Raw genomic sequence first — 17,447 nt, forward strand, 5'->3', positions numbered from 1 at the left:
GCAGGGTCTATGGCGCAGATGGACAAGCCCTCCTCCCGCAACGTCGCGCTGCTGATCGACGCCGACAACGCATCGTTCCGGTCGATCGACCCGGTGCTCACCGTGCTGGCAGAGCTCGGCACGGTGAACATCCGCCGCGTTTACGGCAACTGGAGCAAGCCCGGGCTGACATCCTGGGCGAAGATGACGCTGCGCCACGCGATCGAGCCCTATCAGCAGTTCGATCTGACGAAGGGCAAGAACGCGACCGACATGAAGATGACCATCGACGCGATGGATTTGCTCTTCTCCGGTCGCGTGGACGGCTTCGGCATCATGTCGTCGGACAGCGATTTCACGCCGCTGGTGATGCGGATCAAGCAGCAGGGCGTGCCCGTCTACGGCTTCGGTACCGCGAAAACGCCGGAACCCTTCCGCCAGGCCTGCACCCGCTTCATCGACGTCGCCGCGATCGCGCCGGCGGAGCCCGGCGAACCGGCCGCGGACGTGGCGGAGAAGCCCGCCGCGCCGCCCAAGCCGCGCCGGACGCGCAAGTCAGCCGGCGCGGCAGCGGCGACGGCCTCGGCCGAGCCTGAAGAGGATGCGGACATCCCCCTGCCCGCCGACATGCTGGTCCCGATCAGCCCGCGCGTGCGCCCGCTGGATGCGGAGCTGCTGAAGCTCCTGGTCGACGCCTACAATGCGTCGAAGCGGGACGACCGCGGCTGGGCCAGCCTGTCCGCCATGGGGCAGCTTGCGGGCAATCGCTCCAGCTTCGACGTCCGCAACTACGGCTACAGCCGTCTGGCGGACTTGATGAAGGCGATCCCGAACTTCCAGACGGAACAGCGCGAGGGCAACACCTTCGTCAAGCGGCTGCGGTAATCGGCGCACGCAGCGCCGCCGATTACCGCAGCAACAAGGGTTAGCGCGTCAGCTTCTTGTAAGCGCCCGCACCCGGCCGATCCGCAGCGTCGCCGAGGCGGCGGCGCTTGTCTTCCTCGTACGATTCGAAGTTGCCCTCGAACCATTCGACATGGCCGTCGCCCTCGAACGCGAGGATGTGCGTGGCGAGACGGTCGAGGAAGAAGCGATCGTGGCTGATGACCACGGCGCAGCCTGCGAAATTCTCGATCGCTTCCTCCAGCGCCCCCAGTGTCTCGACGTCGAGATCGTTGGTCGGCTCGTCGAGGAACAGCACGTTGCCGCCCCGCTTCAGCATCTTGGCGATATGGACGCGGTTGCGCTCACCGCCCGAAAGCTTGCCGACATTCTTCTGCTGGTCCGCGCCCTTGAAGTTGAACGCGCCGACGTAAGCGCGGGTCGACATGTCGTGGCCGTTGACCTTCACATAGTCGTGACCTTCGGACACTTCTTCCCAGACGTTCTTCTTGGGATCGAGATGGTCGCGGCTCTGGTCGACATAGCCCATCCGCACGGTGGTGCCGATGCCGACCTCGCCGGTGTCCGGCGTCTCCTGTCCGGTGAGGATCTTGAACAGCGTCGACTTGCCCGCGCCGTTCGGGCCGATGACGCCGACGATGCCGCCGGCCGGCAGGGTGAAGGACAGGTTCTCGAACAAGCGCTTGTCGCCGAACGACTTGGAGACGTTCTCCACCTCGATCACCTTGCCGCCCAGCCGCTCGGGCACCTGGATGACGATCTGCGCCTTGCCGGGCGCGCGGTTCTGCTGCGCCTCGACCAGCTGGTCGAACTTGGCGATACGCGCCTTGGACTTGGTCTGGCGGCCCTTAGGCCCCTGCCGGATCCACTCCAGCTCGTTGCGGATGGCGGTCTGCCGGCCGCTCTCCTCGCGCTCCTCCTGCTCCAGCCGCTTGGCCTTCTTTTCCAGGTAGGTCGAGTAATTGCCTTCGTAGGGGAAGTACTTGCCGCGATCGATCTCGAGGATCCAGCCGACGACATTGTCGAGGAAGTAGCGATCGTGCGTGATCATCAAGACCGCGCCCGGATACTCCTTCAGATGGTTTTCCAGCCAGTTGACGCTCTCGGCATCGAGATGGTTGGTCGGCTCGTCCAGCAGCAGGATGGAGGGCTTCTGGATCAGCAGGCGGGTCAGCGCAATGCGCCGCTTCTCACCGCCCGACAGGCTCGTCACCGGCCAGTCGCCGGGCGGGCAGCGCAGCGCTTCCATCGCGATCTCGAGTTGGTTGTCCAGCGTCCAGCCATCGACGGCGTCGATCTTCTCCTGGAGCGTACCCATCTCCTCCATCAGCGCGTCGAAGTCGGTATCGTCCTTCGGATCGCCCATTTCGGCCGAGATGGCGTTGAAGCGATCGACCATGTCGGCCACATCGCGCGCGCCGTCCTTGACGTTCTCCAGCACCGTCTTGTTGGGATCGAGCTCCGGCTCCTGCGCGAGATAGCCGACGGTGACGTTCTCGCCCGCCCATGCCTCGCCCGAGAAATCCTTGTCGATCCCGGCCATGATCTTCATGAGCGTCGACTTGCCGGCGCCGTTCGGGCCGACAATGCCGATCTTGGCCCCATGATAGAATTGCAGGCTGATCTTGTTCAGCACCGGCTTGGGCGCGCCGGGGAAGGTTTTGGTCATGTCCTTCATCACGAAGGCGTATTGGGCGGCCACGTGTATCTCCGGGAACAGATAGAAGCGGGAATGTCGGCGCGCGATGTAGGGGCTCGCGCGGGCGTTGGCAAACAGCGTGCGGAGCGTTAGCCCAAGGGCATGAGAGCCCTCCTCCCCCTCGCCGCCCTGATCGCCACCGCCGCAGCCGCAGTGCCGCCGCTGCCGACCGGCCCGGATGTGAACGCGCTCCGCGATGCGGCGCTGAAGGACGAACTGGCGTGGGAGCTGACCGAGGCGCTGACGACCGAGGTCGGGCCGCGTGCGGCGGGCAGCGCGGCGGAGGCGCGCGCGCGTGACTGGGCGGTCGCGCGGCTGACGGCGCTCGGCTTCAAGAACGTCCGGGTCGAGCCTTTCCCGATCAACGGCTGGGTCCGCGGCGAGGAGCGTGCGGAGGTCCTTGCGCCCTTTCCTCAGCCGCTCACCATCACCGCGCTCGGCAACAGCGGTGCAACTCCGGCCGCGGGCTTTACCGGTGAAGTGATCGGCTTCTCCAGCCTTGAGGCGCTGGAGGCGGCGCCGGCCTCGGCGGTTAAGGGCAAGATCGTCTTCGTCACGCATCGCATGGCCGCGATGCAGGATGGATCGAGCTACGGCCCCGTCGGCCGCATCCGTCGGCAGGGACCGACCATCGCCTCGCGCAAGGGCGCTGCGGCGATCCTGATCCGCTCGATCGGCACCGACCGACATCGCAACCCGCACACCGGATCGCAGGATTGGGGCGAGGGCGCGAAGCCGATCCCGGCGGCGGCCCTGTCCGTGCCGGATGCGGAGCAGCTGGAACGCGTGCTCGCCCGTGCAGGGGCGCCGGTGCGGCTGAAGCTGACGGTGACGCCGCGTTTCGTCGGCAAGCGCACCTCCGGCAACGTGATCGCCGAAGTGCCGGGCTACGATCCCTCGGCCGGGATCGTGCTGGTGGGTGGCCATCTCGACAGCTGGGATCTCGGCACCGGCGCCATAGACGACGCGGCGGGCGTCGCGATCACCGCCGCCGCGGCGAAGCGGATCATGGATGCCGGCCAGCCGCGCCGCACCATCCGCGTCGTGTGGTTCGGAGCGGAGGAGATCGGGCTTGTCGGCGGCAGGGCCTATCTGGCGGCGCACCGCGGCGACAAGCACGCTGCCATCGCCGAATCGGATTTCGGGGCGGACCGCGTGTGGCGGCTGGACGCGAAGGTGAGCGCTGCGGGCGTGCCGGTCGCGGCGCGGCTCGCGCAGGCGCTGGCGCCGCTTGGGATCGTTGCGGGCGCCACCGACGCGGCGAGCGGATCGGACATCGGCCCGCTCTCCGCAACCGGCGTGCCGACGTTCGAGCTGCAGCAGGACGGCACGCGCTATTTCGATCTGCACCACACGCCGGACGACACGCTCGACAAGATTGACCCTAAGCAACTGCAGCAGAATGTGGCGGCGTGGACGACCCTGCTGGCGATCGTGGCGAACGACGCGACCGAACTCGGGCCGGTGCCGCCGACGGCAGCCCACTAAAGGGGAGCGGACATGACGGAGACGGTGACGGGTGGCTGCCGCTGCGGCGCGGTACGCTACGAAGCAGAGGGAGCGCCGGAGCATCACGCTCTATGCCATTGCGAGGATTGCCGACGGAGCGCGGGCGCGCCGGTGGTCGGCTGGCTCGCCTTCAAACGCGCGCAGGTGCGGGTCACCGGTTCGCCGACGACGTTCCAGCCCTCGGCCGATGTCGTTCGCCAGTTCTGCGGCGCGTGCGGCACAGGCCTGTTCTACATCAACGAGGCGGTGCTGCCCGGCCTGATCGACATTCAGTCGGCCACGCTAGACGATGCGGCATCGATGCCCCCCGGCGCCCACATCCAGGTGGCCGAGCGGCTTCCCTGGATGACGGACCTGGACGCGCTGCCGGCGTTCGAGCGTTATCCCGGCATGTGAGCGCCTGACGGGCGATCGTCAGCGCTCGCCGGCGGGCTCCAGCCTGATTTCATAGAGTTGCGGCCAGTTCTTGCCCGTGACGTAGAGCCGGCCGCGCTTGCCGTCCCACGCAATCCCGTTGGCGACCATGTCGGTATATGGCCCGGCGGCAGGCCGGCTAAGACCGGACAGGTCGATCCAGCCGACGACCTTGCCCGTGGCGGGGCTGATGCGGGCGACGAGATCGGTCTGCCAGACGTTGGCCAGGATCTCGCCGCGGACCAGCTCCAGCTCGTTCAGGTTGCGCAAGGGGCGCCCCTCGGCGGTGACGGTCAGGCGACGCCGTTCCGCAAGTGTTTTCGGATCGAGGAAGCGCAATGTCGGCGTGCCATCTGACATCACGACGTCAGCGCCCAGCCGCGTCATGCCCCAGCCCTCGCCGGGGTAGCGGAACTGACCGAGCTTGCGGAACCCGTCGAGCGACCAGCGGAAGCCGATGCCGCTCCGCCAGGTCAGGCTGAGGATCTCGTTGCCGGCATCGACGATGCCCTCGCCGAACAAGGCCGGCGGAATGGCGGCGCGGCGCAAAACCTTGCCATCGCTCAACCGGACTTCGCGGATGTCCGAGCGACCTTCGAGGCCCGTGCTTTCGAACAAACGGCCGTCACGAATGAACAGCCCTTCGGTGAAGGCGTCCGGATCGTGCGGATAGGCTTTCACCACCACGGCCTTGGCTACCGGCAGCCGCGCGGCACCCGGTGCGGCGACAAGGGTGAGGGCAAGAGCGAGGCTGCGGAGCGCGATCATGGCGCCCGTCTTACCCACCACCCTGCCCGCCGTCACGCGGCTCAGCGCATCGAGGCGATCAGACCGGCGATGGGAACGAAGGCGAAGGCGACCGAGCTGTCCGCGACGCCGTAGGGCACGAACAGCAGATCGCCGTGCCGCATCGCCCCGCAGGTGTAGACGACATTCGGCACATAGCCCTCGCGATCCTCGTCGATCGGGGAGAGCACCGGCTGCGTCGTGCGGCCGATCACCTTGCCGGGATCATCCTTGTCGAGCAGCACCGCGCCAATGGAATATTTGCGCATCGCGCCGACGCCGTGGGTCAGCAGCAGCCAACCCTCGTCCAGTTCGATGGGCGAACCGCAATTGCCCATTTGCACCATTTCCCACGGATATTCGGGCGTGACGAGCAGATCGCCCTCACCCCACTGATCCAGCCGGTCGGAGCGGATCAGGAAGACATTTTCGCCATCTTGCCGGCCGATCATCAGATACTGGCCGCCGACCTTCCGCGGAAACAGCGCCATGCCCTTGTTGCGCGATGCCGGGCCGCCCATCGGCCCGAGCGTGAACGCACGGAAATCACGCGTGCGGAGCAGTTCGGATCGGATCGTGCTGCCCGAATAGGCCGTGTAGGTGCCGAGCCACTCATAGGAGCCGTCGTCATGCTGGAAGCGGACGAGGCGGAGATCCTCCAGCCCGTTGCGCTGCGACGCGGTGATCGGGAACAGCACGGTTCCCGACAGCGAGCTGTCACGGTTGCGATGCACCTCGACGGCGCCGGCCTCCAGCTCGCGCGCGCTGTCGGCAGCGGTCGCGAAGGGTGGTTCGGGCATCAGTTCGAAAACAGGGCCCGGACCCAGGATGCCCTCGCGGAAGGCGACGGACGAGATGTGTCCCTCCCCCACCGCGCGCAGCGACATGGCGATCCGCGTCGCCCCCTCGCTCAGCCCCGACTGGTCGGGATGGGCGACGATCGACGGGTTCATCAAAGCGGCCGCCGCGTAGCTATATTCGTGGCAGAAGTAAGCGCCGATCAGCTGCTGCTTGATCGGCGAGATGCTTGCGCCATCCAGCCCGAGCGCCGTCTCGATCACCGCATAGCGCGCATTGAAGACGTTGCGGGTCTGCCAATGCCGCGCCTCGAAGTCGCGCAGCACGAGCTCGAGCTCAGCCTCCGCGGTGCCCTCGTCCATGGCGAGGACTGAGTCGGCGATGCGCCGCACCCGGCCGGGGCGGCCGGGCGTTGCCGATGGCTCGATCGCGATATGGAACGGGCGCACCACCACCCGAGACGCATCGGCCTGCAACCGCAGGGGTGCGTGAATAACGTCGAACAAACACCCCTCCGCCCGGACGGAACTCGCTCAGCCGGCTGCGCTCTCGCGCAGCGGCTCCGCACTCACTCGTGCCGTGATCTTCGCAGCGGCGCAACAGGCGAACTGGAAGGCAAGCACCGATTCGGCACCCTGGTTCAGGTTCGCGCGGTCACTCATCAGCCCGTCATAGCAGCCGCCGTCGCCGAACGTGGCCATGGGAAGACCGAGGTCGTTCTCCCCGACATACCAGGCATAAGCGGTCATCGCGGTGTCGAGCCAGCGCGCATCGCCGGTCGCCTCATGCGCGGTCAGCGCGGCATCGATCGTCGCCCAGGCCTCCAACGGCTGCTGGTCCCAGGGAAGCGAGACATCCTGCCGGCGGCCGAAGCTCTCGGTACCCACGGCACGGAACTGGCCGGCATCGTTGCGCTGGACGCCGTCCAGCCAGTCGAGCGCCTCGATCCCGTCCGCCACCATGTCGGGTCGATCGAGCCGGTGACCGGCGCGGATCAGCGCCTCGGCAAGACGAGCATTGTCGTAAGACAGCCAGTGCTCGAACCAGCGCCAACCATCCTCCCGATTGTTCCGGTAGAGCGCATGCAGACGCTCGCCGAAATCGCGCACGAGGCTGAGCGCAAGCGTGTGGCCGGCATGCTCCTCCAGCAGGGCATCGGCGCCGAAGAGCGAGAAGGCCCAGCTGCGCGGATGCGTCAGCGCCAGGCTGTGCGGCGCCACCTGATCGAACAGGTGCAGCGCCCAGCGGCGCAGCTCCGGCCGCCGAGCCTTCGCTGCGGTGTCGCCGATCGCCCACAGCGAACGGCCGAAACTGTCCTCGGAGCCGACCTCCTCAAGCCAGCTGCGATCGAAGGCCATGAAGTTGCGGAAGCGGCCGGCCGTGCCGTTCCAGGCATGCTGGACGAATGCGGCATAGATGGTCGCAAGCGCGTCTGCCCGCCCGGCCTGCTCGCCGTCGAGACGGTGCATCAGCATCAGCGCACGGCAGTTATCATCGACGCAGTAACCGTGGTTGCGATCCGGCACGGCGAAAATCGAGTGCTGGATCATGCCACAGCCATCGGTCAGCCGCTCGACACCGCCCATGTCGGGAGCGATGAGGCTGGGCCGGTGCTGGCGGGGCGCGATGCGCACCGGGCGGCGCGCAACGGCATCGCGGAAGATGGTCATGTAGGCGTGGGCCAGCTTTTCCCACGTCATCTCGCGCCCGGCATCCCAGGCCCGGCGACGATAGGTGTCGAGCTTGGCGCGATGGGCCAGCAGATCGCCGATCGTCTGCGCAAAACCGACGCTGTCGCCGAACGGCACCAGCAGCCCCGTGCCATCGCCCAGCAGCTCCACTGCATGCCAGTAGGGTGTCGAGACGACCGGCTTCCCCATCGCTACCGCGTAGGACAGCGTCCCGCTCGTGATCTGGGCCTCATTCAGATAGGGCGTAACGTAGACGTCGGCGGCTTCGAGATGATCGAGCAACTCGTCCTGGGCGACGAACCCGTCGATGAAACGAAGGTGCTGCGCAACGCCCAGCTCCTCCGCCAGCGCGGCCAAGCTCTCGCGATACGCCTCGCCTTCACGCGCAACGAGGTGCGGGTGCGTGGCGCCGAGGACGACATAGAGTGCGTCCGGCTGCCGCGCGACGATGCCGGGCAAGGCCCGGATCATCGTCTCGATCCCCTTGTTGGGGGACAGCAGGCCGAAGGTGAGCAGGACGGTGTGGCCGGACAAGCCGAAGCGCGCCTTCATCGCGGCGGTCGTCTTGAACGGCCGGTCTGGCACGCCGTGCGGCACCACCGCGATGCGATCGGGCGAAAGGCCGTGCACGCGGGCAAGAATGTCCCGCCCCTTCTGCGCCATGACGATCAGGCGCGACGCACGCCGCGCCAGCGCGTCCAGCACGGTGCGCTGATCGACGTCAGGGTTCTCAAGCACCGTATGCAGCACCACGACGACCGGAAGGTCGACCCGGTCGAGCAGGCGGAGGAGAAGATTGCCGGCATTGCCGCCGAAAATGCCATATTCGTGTTGCACGACGAGCACATCGGCGCCGCTGTCGTTGATCCGCCGCGCGGCCGCCCGGTATTCCTCCAGCTCGCCCTGCGCGATCGTGCAGACAACATCCTGCGGATACTCATAGCCTTCGCCACGGTCGTTCATCGCATAGATGTCGACCGGAATGTCGGGGTAGGCCGCGACCAGTGCGGCGCGCGTGTCGGCCGTGAAGGTCGCTATGCCACAGAGTCGCGGGGGAAAATTGCCGATCATCGCGATCCGGCGGACCGATCCCGCTTGCTGCGCTTGCGTCATATCCATCCTTTGCCCGAACCGGCCGGCTTTTTGGAACGAGGGCCGACCTCACCCGAACAGGACAATGTTCATCGCCGCGAAAGGTTGCACTGCACCATGGTGCGTCGCACCGGAAACAAGGTGGGCCAGCCATACCGGCACCGTTTTCTACGTTGACGGAAGAGATGTCCGTGTTAACGGGCGCCGCTGGGACGGCGTTCGGGCCGCGCCCTCGATTTGCGAATGGAGCAGCACGAATGAAGAAGCTTGGCCTTGTTCTCGTCGCCGCCGGCCTGATGACCGTGGCCGCGTGCAACAAACCCGAAACCCCGGCCGAGAACGCCGCTGAGGCGAATGCCTCCGCGCTCGAGAACAGCGCCGACGCGCTCGAAGAGGCCGCGGACAACGCGACCAACGAGTCGACTGAAGCGGCGCTCGAGAATGCGGCGGACAACCTGCATTCGGCGGCCGACAACGCCGAGGACGCTGCCGACAACGCGCAGTAAGACTTAACGTTCGTCCGAACGGACGAGCGCGAAGCAACGGGCGCCCTCCCGATCCGGGAGCGGCGCCCGATCTGTTTTGGGCTGCTACCAAATGCCCCGCCCGCTCACCGACGAAGATGCGGATCGGCGCGACGAGTGTGACATGCGCCATATGGCTGCGGCGCGCCGGGCGGTTAATGATCCGCCGGCGAGTCGGCGGTTGCTGCCGAACTCTGCGATGAGGGGGCAGGAATGGCCGTGCGGCGGTGGCTAACGATCCTTTGCACGGCATCGGCGCTGGCGGGCGCACCTGCGCTTGCAGCCGAGCGCCCGAGCCTGGCCGACAGCTTCGGCATCGGCGATCCCGGCGGCGTGCTGTGCCAGGTGCAGGCGCGCGGCGCCGATCCTGCGATCAAGACGATGTTCGATCGCGCGTGGACCCTGGTGTGCCGCGATGCTGCCGCTCCTGTCGGCCGTGTCTATGCCTTGCGGCAGGGCAAGGAAGATCCCCGCGCGCGGCTAGCGGCTCTGCGGGGCGAGACGGCAACGTGCCATTCATCGGCGGCGGCTTCGCTGGATGGTCTGGCAGAAGCGGAGCAGGCCGCTTGCCGCATGAGCCGCGGAGATGTGGGTTACCGCGTCTACACGGTTGCACGCGGGCGAACGCTCTACGCGGTCGAGGGACTGGAGGCCTATGATCCGGCGCTGAAGCTGGCGCTGCGCTCCATCGTCGAGGATCGCGTGGTGCCGGGCATGATCGCGGTCGCCGCCACCAATGCCGCCGATGCCGCCGCTTTCGCGCGCGTTCAGGCGGGCAATCTCGACCTCGAGAGCGCGCTGGCCGAGGGCTATCGCCGCAACAATAGCGGCAACTACGCCGAATCGGCCGAGTTCTTCGACACGCTGCTTCAGCGGACGGGCAGCGAGGCGGACCGGCGGCGGAACGGCGAGTATCTGATCAACCGCGCATTGCAGAAATCGAACATGGGCGACTTTGCCGAGGCGGAGTCGCTGTTCGCGCAGGCCGAAGCCCTGCCGACGAGCGATCCGGTGCAACTGCGGCTGCGGCGCAACTTCAAGGCGCTGCATCTCGTTACTCGTCGCCGGCTCGCCGAAGCGCAGGCGGTGCTGGCGCGCCCGCTCGCCGCGTCCGCGACTGCCACGGCGCTGCCCGACACCATACCCGAGGATGCCGCGGCCGAGATCAACAACGGCGCGCCACTCGCCCGCCAGCTCGGCGTCACCGAGAATGTGGCGCTGAGCCCGGCGGAGAAGGCGGCCATCCTCGATGCGCAGGCACGCCAGGTGAGCGGCACGGTGCTGCGCCTGCAGGGCCGCAATACGGAAGCCGAATCGGCGTTCGACGCCACGCTGAGCCAATTGTCTTCAGTGCGGCAGGGCCGTGTCGTCTCCATTGCCCGGCTGCGTGCGCAAACGCTGGCGGAGAAGGCGGCCGTCCGCGAGGCCGCGGGGGATCGGGCCGGGGCGGAGGCGCTGCTGCGGCAGGCGATCGCGTTGCTCGATCTCGAATATCCCGGCTCTGCGGCGTTGAATGGCGGCAAGGCGCGGCTCGCGGCTTTTCTCGCCAGAACCGGCCAGGTGCCGGCCGCGCTGGGCCTGTACCGAGAGGTCGTCGTCGGGCTGGCTACGGCTGGCGGCACGACCGGGGGCACCCTGCTCGCCCCCTATTTCGCGCTGCTGGTGCGCGAATTGCCGTCGAATCCGGCGCTGACGGCCGACTTCTTCCTGGCGGCCGAAACGCTCGTTCGCCCGGGTGTCGCGGATACGCAGGCGGTGCTGGCACGCGAATTGTCCGGCGGCAGCGACGAGGCGGCGCGGCTGTTCCGCCAATCCGTCACGCTCGCCCGCGATGTGGAGCGCAGCCGGGTTGAGCTCGCCCGCCTCGCCGCTCTGCCCGCACTGCCGCGGGAGGCGCAGGAGCGGATGACGGCACTGCGTGCCGAGATCGATGCGCTCGGCCAGGATCAGCTGGCCACGCAGGCGAAGCTGGCCGCCTTCCCGCGCTACAACGTCGTGGCTGGCACGCCGCTGACGCTGGATGAGCTGCGCGCGGTGCTGCGGCCGGACGAGGCCTATGTGAAGCTCGCCGCGGTCGGCGACGCGGTCTACGGGATGCTGGTGACGCCGGGCGGCGCGACGGCCTGGCAGGCGGGCATCGGCGCCACCGCGCTCGACAAGGCGGTGAGCACCCTCCGCGACTCCATCGTCAAGCAGCAGAGTGGCGAATTGCTCACCTTCCCGTTCGACGTGGCCGCCGCGCGCAAGCTCTATGTCGACCTGTTCACGCCCGTCGAGGCGCAGGTCGGCGCCGCCAAGCATATCGTGTTCGAGCCGGACGGCGCCATGCTGCGGCTGCCGCTCTCGCTGCTGATCGGGGAACAGGCGGGCGTCGACGCCTATGCCGCGCGGCAGAAGGCCAAGGGTGCGGACGAGTTCGACTTCCGCGGTGTCGCCTGGCTCGGCCGCCGCGCCGATATCTCGACCGCGGTCTCCGCCCGCGGCTTCCGTGACGTGCGCCGCCTGCCGCCCTCTGCCGCGCGGCGCGACTATATCGGCTTCGGCCAGAATGCGCCGGTCTCCGCCTTTGCGCGGGTGAACGGCCTCGCGCCGGCCAATGCTGCGCCGGGTGCGGCGGATTGCGCCTGGCCCCTGACCCAGTGGGAGCGGCCGATCGCCGCGACCGAGTTGCAAGCGGCCAGCCTGATGCTGGGCGCGGGCCGCTCCACGGTGGTCACGGGGGCTGCGTTCAGCGACGATGCGGTGAAAGCGCGCCCCGACCTGTCGGACTATCGCATCGTCCATTTCGCGACCCATGGCCTCGTCACCGCGCCGCGGCCGCAATGCCCTGCCCGCCCCGCCCTGCTCACCTCGTTCGGCGGACAGGGTTCTGACGGCTTGCTATCCTTTGCCGAGATCTTCGATCTGCGGATGGATGCCGACCTCGTCATTCTGTCCGCCTGCGATACGGCGGGCGAGGCGACTGTTTCCGCCACGCGCGAGACGGGCGTGACCTCCGGTGGCGGCACGGCGCTGGACGGGCTGGTTCGGGCCTTCGTCGGTGCGGGCGGGCGCTCGGTGCTGGCAACGCACTGGCCGACGCCCGACGATTATAAGGCGACCGAGCGGCTGATCGGCGCGCTGTTCCAGGCAAGCGAAGGCACGTCGGTGGCGCAGGCGCTGCAGCAGGGCCAAGTCGCGCTGATGGACCAGGCGGAGACCTCGCACCCCTTCTACTGGGCGAGCTTCGCCGTGATCGGCGACGGCGCCCAGCCGGTCCGCCGCGCGCAGCAGGTGGCGAGCGCGCCGCAGTGAGCCTGCCCGACGGGCGCGAGGCGGCGATCCGCCGGACCGTCCGCCAGATCGGCCCTGCCCGGCTGGCGCTGGCCTGCGGCGTGTTGCTGCTCGCCTTTGCGGTGGCGCGGGCCGGCTGGTCGATGCCGCTCTTCGGCGATGCCGAACGCCTGCTTTACGACGCTCGCGCCTTCGTGGCGGCGCCCCGCGTGCCACAGGATGAACGCATCCTGCTCGTCCCCTATACGGATGAGACGCTGGCGGCGACCGGCAAGCGATCGCCCGTCGATCGCGCGATCCTTGCACGTGCGCTGACTGCACTCGACAGCCTCGGCGCGCGTGCGATCGGCATCGACATCCTGATCGATCAGGCGCAGCCGGAGGACGCGGAGTTGATCGATGCGTTCCGCCGGATGCGCACGCCCACTTATCTAGCGTTCGCCACCAACGCGACGAGCCCCGATTATGTGCGCCCGTGGCAGGAAGCGTTCCTGCGCGACTTCCTCAGACGCATCGGCAATCCTGCGGTGCGCCCTGCCGCCATCCGGATCGTGCCCGACGATGACGGCACGATGCGTCATTGGCCGGTGCCGGCGGGCGGACTGCCGCCGCTGATGGCGGACGCCCTGGTCGGCGGGGCGAGCGAGCCGGCAACCCGCGGCGCGATCCGTTATCGGCTGCCGGCCGATCCGCAACGCCCCGTCTTCGCCGCGCTGCCGATCGATCTGCTTGCGACGCCGGGTGCCGCGGCGCTGCTGCGCCAGCAGGTGGCGGGGCGCATCGTGCTGATCGGCGGAGACATCAGCGATGTGGATCGCTTCACCGTGCCCGCCAGCCGCTACCCCGATGCGACCGGGCGGACGGGCGCGACGATGGCCGGGCTCGAGGTCCATGCCAGCCTGCTGGCGCAGCGGCTCGACGCGGCGTGGGACCGCCCGCTGTCGGGCTGGCTGCTCACCCTCGCTGCGCTCGCCATCGTTGCAGCGGCGGCAGCGACCGCACTGACGGGGCTGCGGCCGCCCTGGTCGGTCTTGCTGCTGGGCGGAGAGCTGTGCCTCATCGCGCTGCTGCCGTTCGTGCTGCAATATGCCGGCGTCGCGACGGATCGCCTGCCCGCCTTCGGCTGGCTGGTTGGCTGGACCATCGCTTATGCCGGCGCGGCGGCGGCGGCGCGGGCAGTGACGGCGGACCAGCGCCGCTTCGCGCAATCCGCCCTCGGCCGATACCTGCCGCGCGATATCGCCGACGAGATCATGCGCGATCCGGCAAGCGTCTCCCTGCACGGCGAGAAGCGGGAGATCTACGCGCTGTTCACCGATCTGGAGGGCTTCACCAAGCTGGCGCATGCCATTCCTCCGGAAACGGTGGCGCGCCTGCTGAACCGCTACCTCGATCTTCTGTCCGAAACGGTGCTGAAACACGGCGGCACGATCGACAAGTTCGTCGGCGATGCCATCGTCGCCTTCTGGGGCGCCCCCCTCGCCCGTCCCGACGATGGCGAGCGCGCGGCGCAGGCGGCGCTCGCCATGGCGCATGCGGGCGAACGCTTCCGCCGGGAGGCGCCGGAAGGCACGCCGCCGATCGGCTGCACGCGCGTCGGCCTGCATCGCGGCGAGGCGATCGTCGGCAATTTCGGCGGGGAAGGCCGCCTGCAATATACCGCGCTCGGAGACAGCATGAACCTGGCGGCGCGGCTGGAGGCGGCGAACAAGCAGCTCTCCACCTGCGCGCTGGTCAGCGGGCCGGCGGTGGCGGGCGTCACCGGCACGCGCTTTCGCCCGATGGGGCGGATCAGCGTGCGCGGGCGATCGACCCCGATCGAGGTGCACGAGCCGTTGATCGACGGCGATGACGGTCATGTGACCCCCCTCACAGACTTGCTCGCCTGCTTCGATCAGGGAGACAGGAACGCGCTCCTCCAGCTGGAGGCGCTTGCGGGCACGCGGCCGGACGATGCAGCGCTCGCCAATTTGGTTTATCGTCTAGGCCAGGTCGGCCCGGGAGGAAGCTTTGTCTTGCAGTGACTGGATCGTGCGCGGCGCGTCGCTCGCGTTGGCGCTGGCCGCGCCCGCCGGGGCGACGGCGTCGACTTTGGTGGTCCGCTCGACCGGGCCGTCGGCCAAGCTGTTCCCGCCGGGCAAGCCGCTGGCGGATACGGCGCAGTTCGAGCTGAAGGCGAATGACAGCGTGACCCTGCTTGATGCGCACGGCACGCGCACGCTGGCGGGCCCGGGCAGCTTCACCGCCTCTTCCCCGCCCAACGCCTCGGCACCGGGTATCACCAGCCGGGTCGCAGCGCTCGCCGATGCAGGTGGCGTGCGGCGCGCGCGGATCGGTGCGGTGCGCGGCGCGGTTCCGGCCGATCCCGCCAAGGCGCCGAACGTCTGGTATGTCGATTCGACGCACAGCGCGACGGTGTGCGTGGCGGACGCCGGCACCCTGACCCTGTGGCGCCCGGCCGGAGCGGCGGCGGAACTCACCGTGAGCGGCCCCAAGGGCGAGGCGAAGCTGCCCTTTGCCGAGGGGCAGACCACGATGGCATGGCCGGCCAACCTGCCGGTGCTGGATGGATCCCGCTACACGCTCGCATGGGGCGGCGGGGCGGCGCCGGTGTCGCTCGACTTCGCGGTGGTCGGGCCGCGGCCGGACGCGCTGGATGGCGTGGCCGCACTGCTGATCCGGCGCGGGTGCCAGCGCCAGCTCGACATGTTGATCGAAACGGTGGCGGTGCCCGCCCCGTCGACGAGCACGCCGGGCTGAGCGACCAAGCTGCGCCCCCCGCGATTGAGCGGGCGCGGGCCGGCTGGTAGCCAATCGGCAACAGGGTCAATGGCCGCGCAGGCATTTGCGGGGCGACGATAAAGCGAGGCCGGACGCAAGGTCCGCTGAAAGGATCAGGCGGCGCGCATGCGCGACCGTCAACGAAGGGGGACGTCCGTGATCGTGGCCGAGGCAACCGACCCTGTGCGTGCAACCCCGCGGCGACGCCTTGCCGGCCATGCTCCGCTCGGCGCGGCGCTGCTCGCGCTTGTCGGCCTGCCGGCGGCTGCAGGGGCGCAGACAGCAGCACCCGCCGTGCCGACGCGCGAAGAGGTAAACCGCATCCCGACCGGCCCCACGGCGCAGCAGCCGTCCCGGCTGAGTGTCGAGGGCGGCGTGGAGCGTGCCCCCTGCCCGCTCGCGCAGGAGCGGTTTGCCGGCGTCACCATCACCGTCAACGACGTGGTGTTCGATAATCTCAAGATCGTCGATCCCGCGACGCTTGCCTCCGCCTGGGAAGCCTATCGTGGCAAGACGGTGCCGATCGCGACGGTCTGCGAGATTCGCGATGCGGCTGCCACCATCCTGCGTCGCCAGGGCTATCTCGCCGCGGTGCAGGTGCCGCCGCAACGGATCGAGAACGGCGTCGTCCACTTCGACGTGCTGATGGCCAAGCTGGTGGCGGTGCAGGTGCGCGGCAATCCCGGCAAGTCCGAGGCGCTGATCGCCGCCTACCTCCGCCGCCTGACAGAGGAGCCGGTGTTCAACGAGCAGACCGCCGCGCGCTATCTGCTGCTGGCACGCGACATTCCGGGCTATGACGTGCGGCTGACGCTCAAGCCGGCGAACGGCGCACCCGGCGAGGTGATCGGTGAGGTGGCGGTGGTGCGCACGCCAGTCGCCCTCGACGTCAACGTGCAGAACTACGGATCGCGCGACGTCGGCCGGTTCGGCGGGCTGATCCGCGGTGAGGCCTATGACCTGCTCGGCCTGGGGGATCGCCTGACGCTCGGCTATTTCGGTACGGCCGACTTCAAGGAGCAGAACGTGCTCCAGGCCGGCTACGACATCCGTCTTGGCGGTGAGGGACTGACGCTCGGCGGACGCTTCACCTATGCCTGGACACGGCCCGATCCCGACATCGTCGGCGGCAGGCTGAAGGCGGAGACGATGGTCGCGGGGGCCGAGCTGTCCTACCCCTTCGTCCGGCGCGAGGCGGGGACGCTCCGCGGCGCGCTCGGCTTCGAAGCGATCAATCAGGACGTGCGGCTCGCCGGTATCGATCTGACGCGCGATCGCATCCGGGCCGCTTATGCACGGGCCGATTTCGACCTGATGGATGCGGGCTCGATCCGCAGCACTGCGGGCTATTCCTCGGCCGAACCGCGCTGGCGGCTTGCGGGGTCGCTGGAGGTGCGCAAGGGGCTCGGCATCCTCGGCGCGAGCGACGGCTGCGGCGCGCCGCCTTACACCGCCTGCCTGACCGCGGGGGCGGTGCCGCTCAGCCGGGTGGAGGGACGTCCGCAGGCGGCGTTGGTCCGCTTCTCGGGCGTGGGTGAGGTGCGGCCGGTGCCCAACATCGCCTTCGTGCTGGCACCGCGCGCGCAATATTCGTCCAGGCCGCTCCTTTCCTACGAGGAATTCTCGGGCGGCAACTACACGGTCGGGCGCGGCTATGATCCCGGCTCGATCCTCGGCGATCGCGGCATCGGCTTCCAATCCGAACTGCGCATCGGCCGCGCCGTGCCGACCGCGCGCGACGCGTTCGCGGTACAGCCCTACGGCTTCTTCGATGCGGCTTGGGTGTGGAACCGCCGGCAACCCGTCGCGCCACTGGAGCGTGATCCACAGCGGCTATTCTCCGCCGGCATCGGCGCCCGCGTCGCTTACGGCGACCGTGCCCGGCTCGACGTGACGCTGGCCACCCCGCTCGAGAAGATCAACGGATCGGATCGCCGCGGCGACGTGCGGCTGCTCGTCTCGCTGACGACGCGTCTGCTCCCCTGGACCCGGTGATGG

At 68.7% G+C, this 17,447-nt stretch carries 12 protein-coding genes; 8 read left to right on the forward strand and 4 right to left on the reverse strand.

From position 1 onward, the window contains the following. Nucleotides 1–9 precede the first annotated feature (9 nt). Nucleotides 10–864: an NYN domain-containing protein gene (locus BM360_RS02705; RefSeq protein ID WP_207544519.1), complete on the forward strand. Its 855-nt coding sequence runs from the start codon at nucleotides 10–12 to the stop codon at nucleotides 862–864. A gap of 40 nt (nucleotides 865–904) precedes the next feature. On the opposite strand, the gene ettA is transcribed toward BM360_RS02705, so the two are convergent. Beyond that, on the reverse strand, nucleotides 905–2,584 hold the full coding sequence (ettA, locus tag BM360_RS02710) for an energy-dependent translational throttle protein EttA (RefSeq protein ID WP_093310335.1): 1,680 nt from the start codon (nucleotides 2,582–2,584) through the stop codon (nucleotides 905–907). 99 nt (nucleotides 2,585–2,683) lie between these two features. Between ettA and BM360_RS02715 the strand changes: the two genes are divergently transcribed. Both BM360_RS02715 and BM360_RS02720 read left to right on the forward strand, forming a co-directional pair. Further along, complete coding sequence (locus BM360_RS02715) at nucleotides 2,684–4,069, forward strand: M20/M25/M40 family metallo-hydrolase (RefSeq protein ID WP_093310340.1); 1,386 nt, start codon at nucleotides 2,684–2,686, stop codon at nucleotides 4,067–4,069. A gap of 12 nt (nucleotides 4,070–4,081) precedes the next feature. Next, nucleotides 4,082–4,486, forward strand: coding sequence for a GFA family protein (locus tag BM360_RS02720; protein WP_093310345.1), 405 nt, complete (start codon nucleotides 4,082–4,084; stop codon nucleotides 4,484–4,486). A gap of 18 nt (nucleotides 4,487–4,504) precedes the next feature. Here the strand turns inward: BM360_RS02720 and BM360_RS02725 are convergent, their stop codons facing one another. Genes BM360_RS02725 through BM360_RS02735 form a run of 3 tightly spaced genes read right to left on the reverse strand, consistent with a single transcriptional unit; the run spans nucleotide 4,505 to nucleotide 8,892 of the window. After that, entirely contained in the window at nucleotides 4,505–5,272 is a 768-nt protein-coding gene (locus BM360_RS02725) for a glutaminyl-peptide cyclotransferase (RefSeq protein WP_093313650.1), read from the reverse strand. Nucleotides 5,273–5,313: 41 nt separating this feature from the next. Then, entirely contained in the window at nucleotides 5,314–6,594 is a 1,281-nt protein-coding gene (locus tag BM360_RS02730; RefSeq protein WP_242653283.1) for a glycoside hydrolase family 130 protein, read from the reverse strand. Nucleotides 6,595–6,621: 27 nt separating this feature from the next. Beyond that, a complete protein-coding gene (locus tag BM360_RS02735) occupies nucleotides 6,622–8,892 on the reverse strand; it encodes a glycosyltransferase family 4 protein (RefSeq protein ID WP_093313647.1) in 2,271 nt (756 codons plus the stop codon). 236 nt (nucleotides 8,893–9,128) lie between these two features. On the opposite strand from BM360_RS02735, the gene BM360_RS02740 reads away from it, so the two are divergent. The 5 genes from BM360_RS02740 (at nucleotide 9,129) to BM360_RS02760 (ending at nucleotide 17,444) form a co-directional block, all read left to right on the forward strand. Next, nucleotides 9,129–9,377 (forward strand): hypothetical protein, encoded by a 249-nt coding sequence (locus BM360_RS02740; RefSeq protein ID WP_093310348.1) that lies wholly within the window; start codon nucleotides 9,129–9,131, stop codon nucleotides 9,375–9,377. A 231-nt stretch (nucleotides 9,378–9,608) separates the two neighbouring features. After that, complete coding sequence (locus tag BM360_RS02745; protein WP_093310351.1) at nucleotides 9,609–12,689, forward strand: CHAT domain-containing protein; 3,081 nt, start codon at nucleotides 9,609–9,611, stop codon at nucleotides 12,687–12,689. Further along, entirely contained in the window at nucleotides 12,686–14,692 is a 2,007-nt protein-coding gene (locus tag BM360_RS02750) for an adenylate/guanylate cyclase domain-containing protein (RefSeq protein ID WP_093310353.1), read from the forward strand. Before BM360_RS02745 ends, BM360_RS02750 begins: the two co-directional genes overlap by 4 nt. Beyond that, nucleotides 14,679–15,428, forward strand: coding sequence for a hypothetical protein (locus BM360_RS02755; RefSeq protein ID WP_242653284.1), 750 nt, complete (start codon nucleotides 14,679–14,681; stop codon nucleotides 15,426–15,428). The genes BM360_RS02750 and BM360_RS02755 overlap by 14 nt, the downstream gene beginning before the upstream one ends. A gap of 177 nt (nucleotides 15,429–15,605) precedes the next feature. Next, complete coding sequence (locus BM360_RS02760) at nucleotides 15,606–17,444, forward strand: ShlB/FhaC/HecB family hemolysin secretion/activation protein (protein WP_242653285.1); 1,839 nt, start codon at nucleotides 15,606–15,608, stop codon at nucleotides 17,442–17,444. Nucleotides 17,445–17,447 lie beyond the last annotated feature (3 nt).

The organism is Sphingomonas jatrophae, from assembly GCF_900113315.1.
Lineage (GTDB): Bacteria > Pseudomonadota > Alphaproteobacteria > Sphingomonadales > Sphingomonadaceae > Sphingomonas_P > Sphingomonas_P jatrophae.

Coding starts and splice junctions, on each gene's coding strand:
- BM360_RS02735 (WP_093313647.1), bottom strand. CDS start 8,892: ATGACGCAAGCGCAGCAAGCGGGATCGGTCCGCCGGATCGCGATGATC.
- BM360_RS02745 (WP_093310351.1), top strand. CDS start 9,609: ATGGCCGTGCGGCGGTGGCTAACGATCCTTTGCACGGCATCGGCGCTG.
- BM360_RS02715 (WP_093310340.1), top strand. CDS start 2,684: ATGAGAGCCCTCCTCCCCCTCGCCGCCCTGATCGCCACCGCCGCAGCC.
- BM360_RS02705 (WP_207544519.1), top strand. CDS start 10: ATGGCGCAGATGGACAAGCCCTCCTCCCGCAACGTCGCGCTGCTGATC.
- BM360_RS02740 (WP_093310348.1), top strand. CDS start 9,129: ATGAAGAAGCTTGGCCTTGTTCTCGTCGCCGCCGGCCTGATGACCGTG.
- BM360_RS02725 (WP_093313650.1), bottom strand. CDS start 5,272: ATGATCGCGCTCCGCAGCCTCGCTCTTGCCCTCACCCTTGTCGCCGCA.
- BM360_RS02720 (WP_093310345.1), top strand. CDS start 4,082: ATGACGGAGACGGTGACGGGTGGCTGCCGCTGCGGCGCGGTACGCTAC.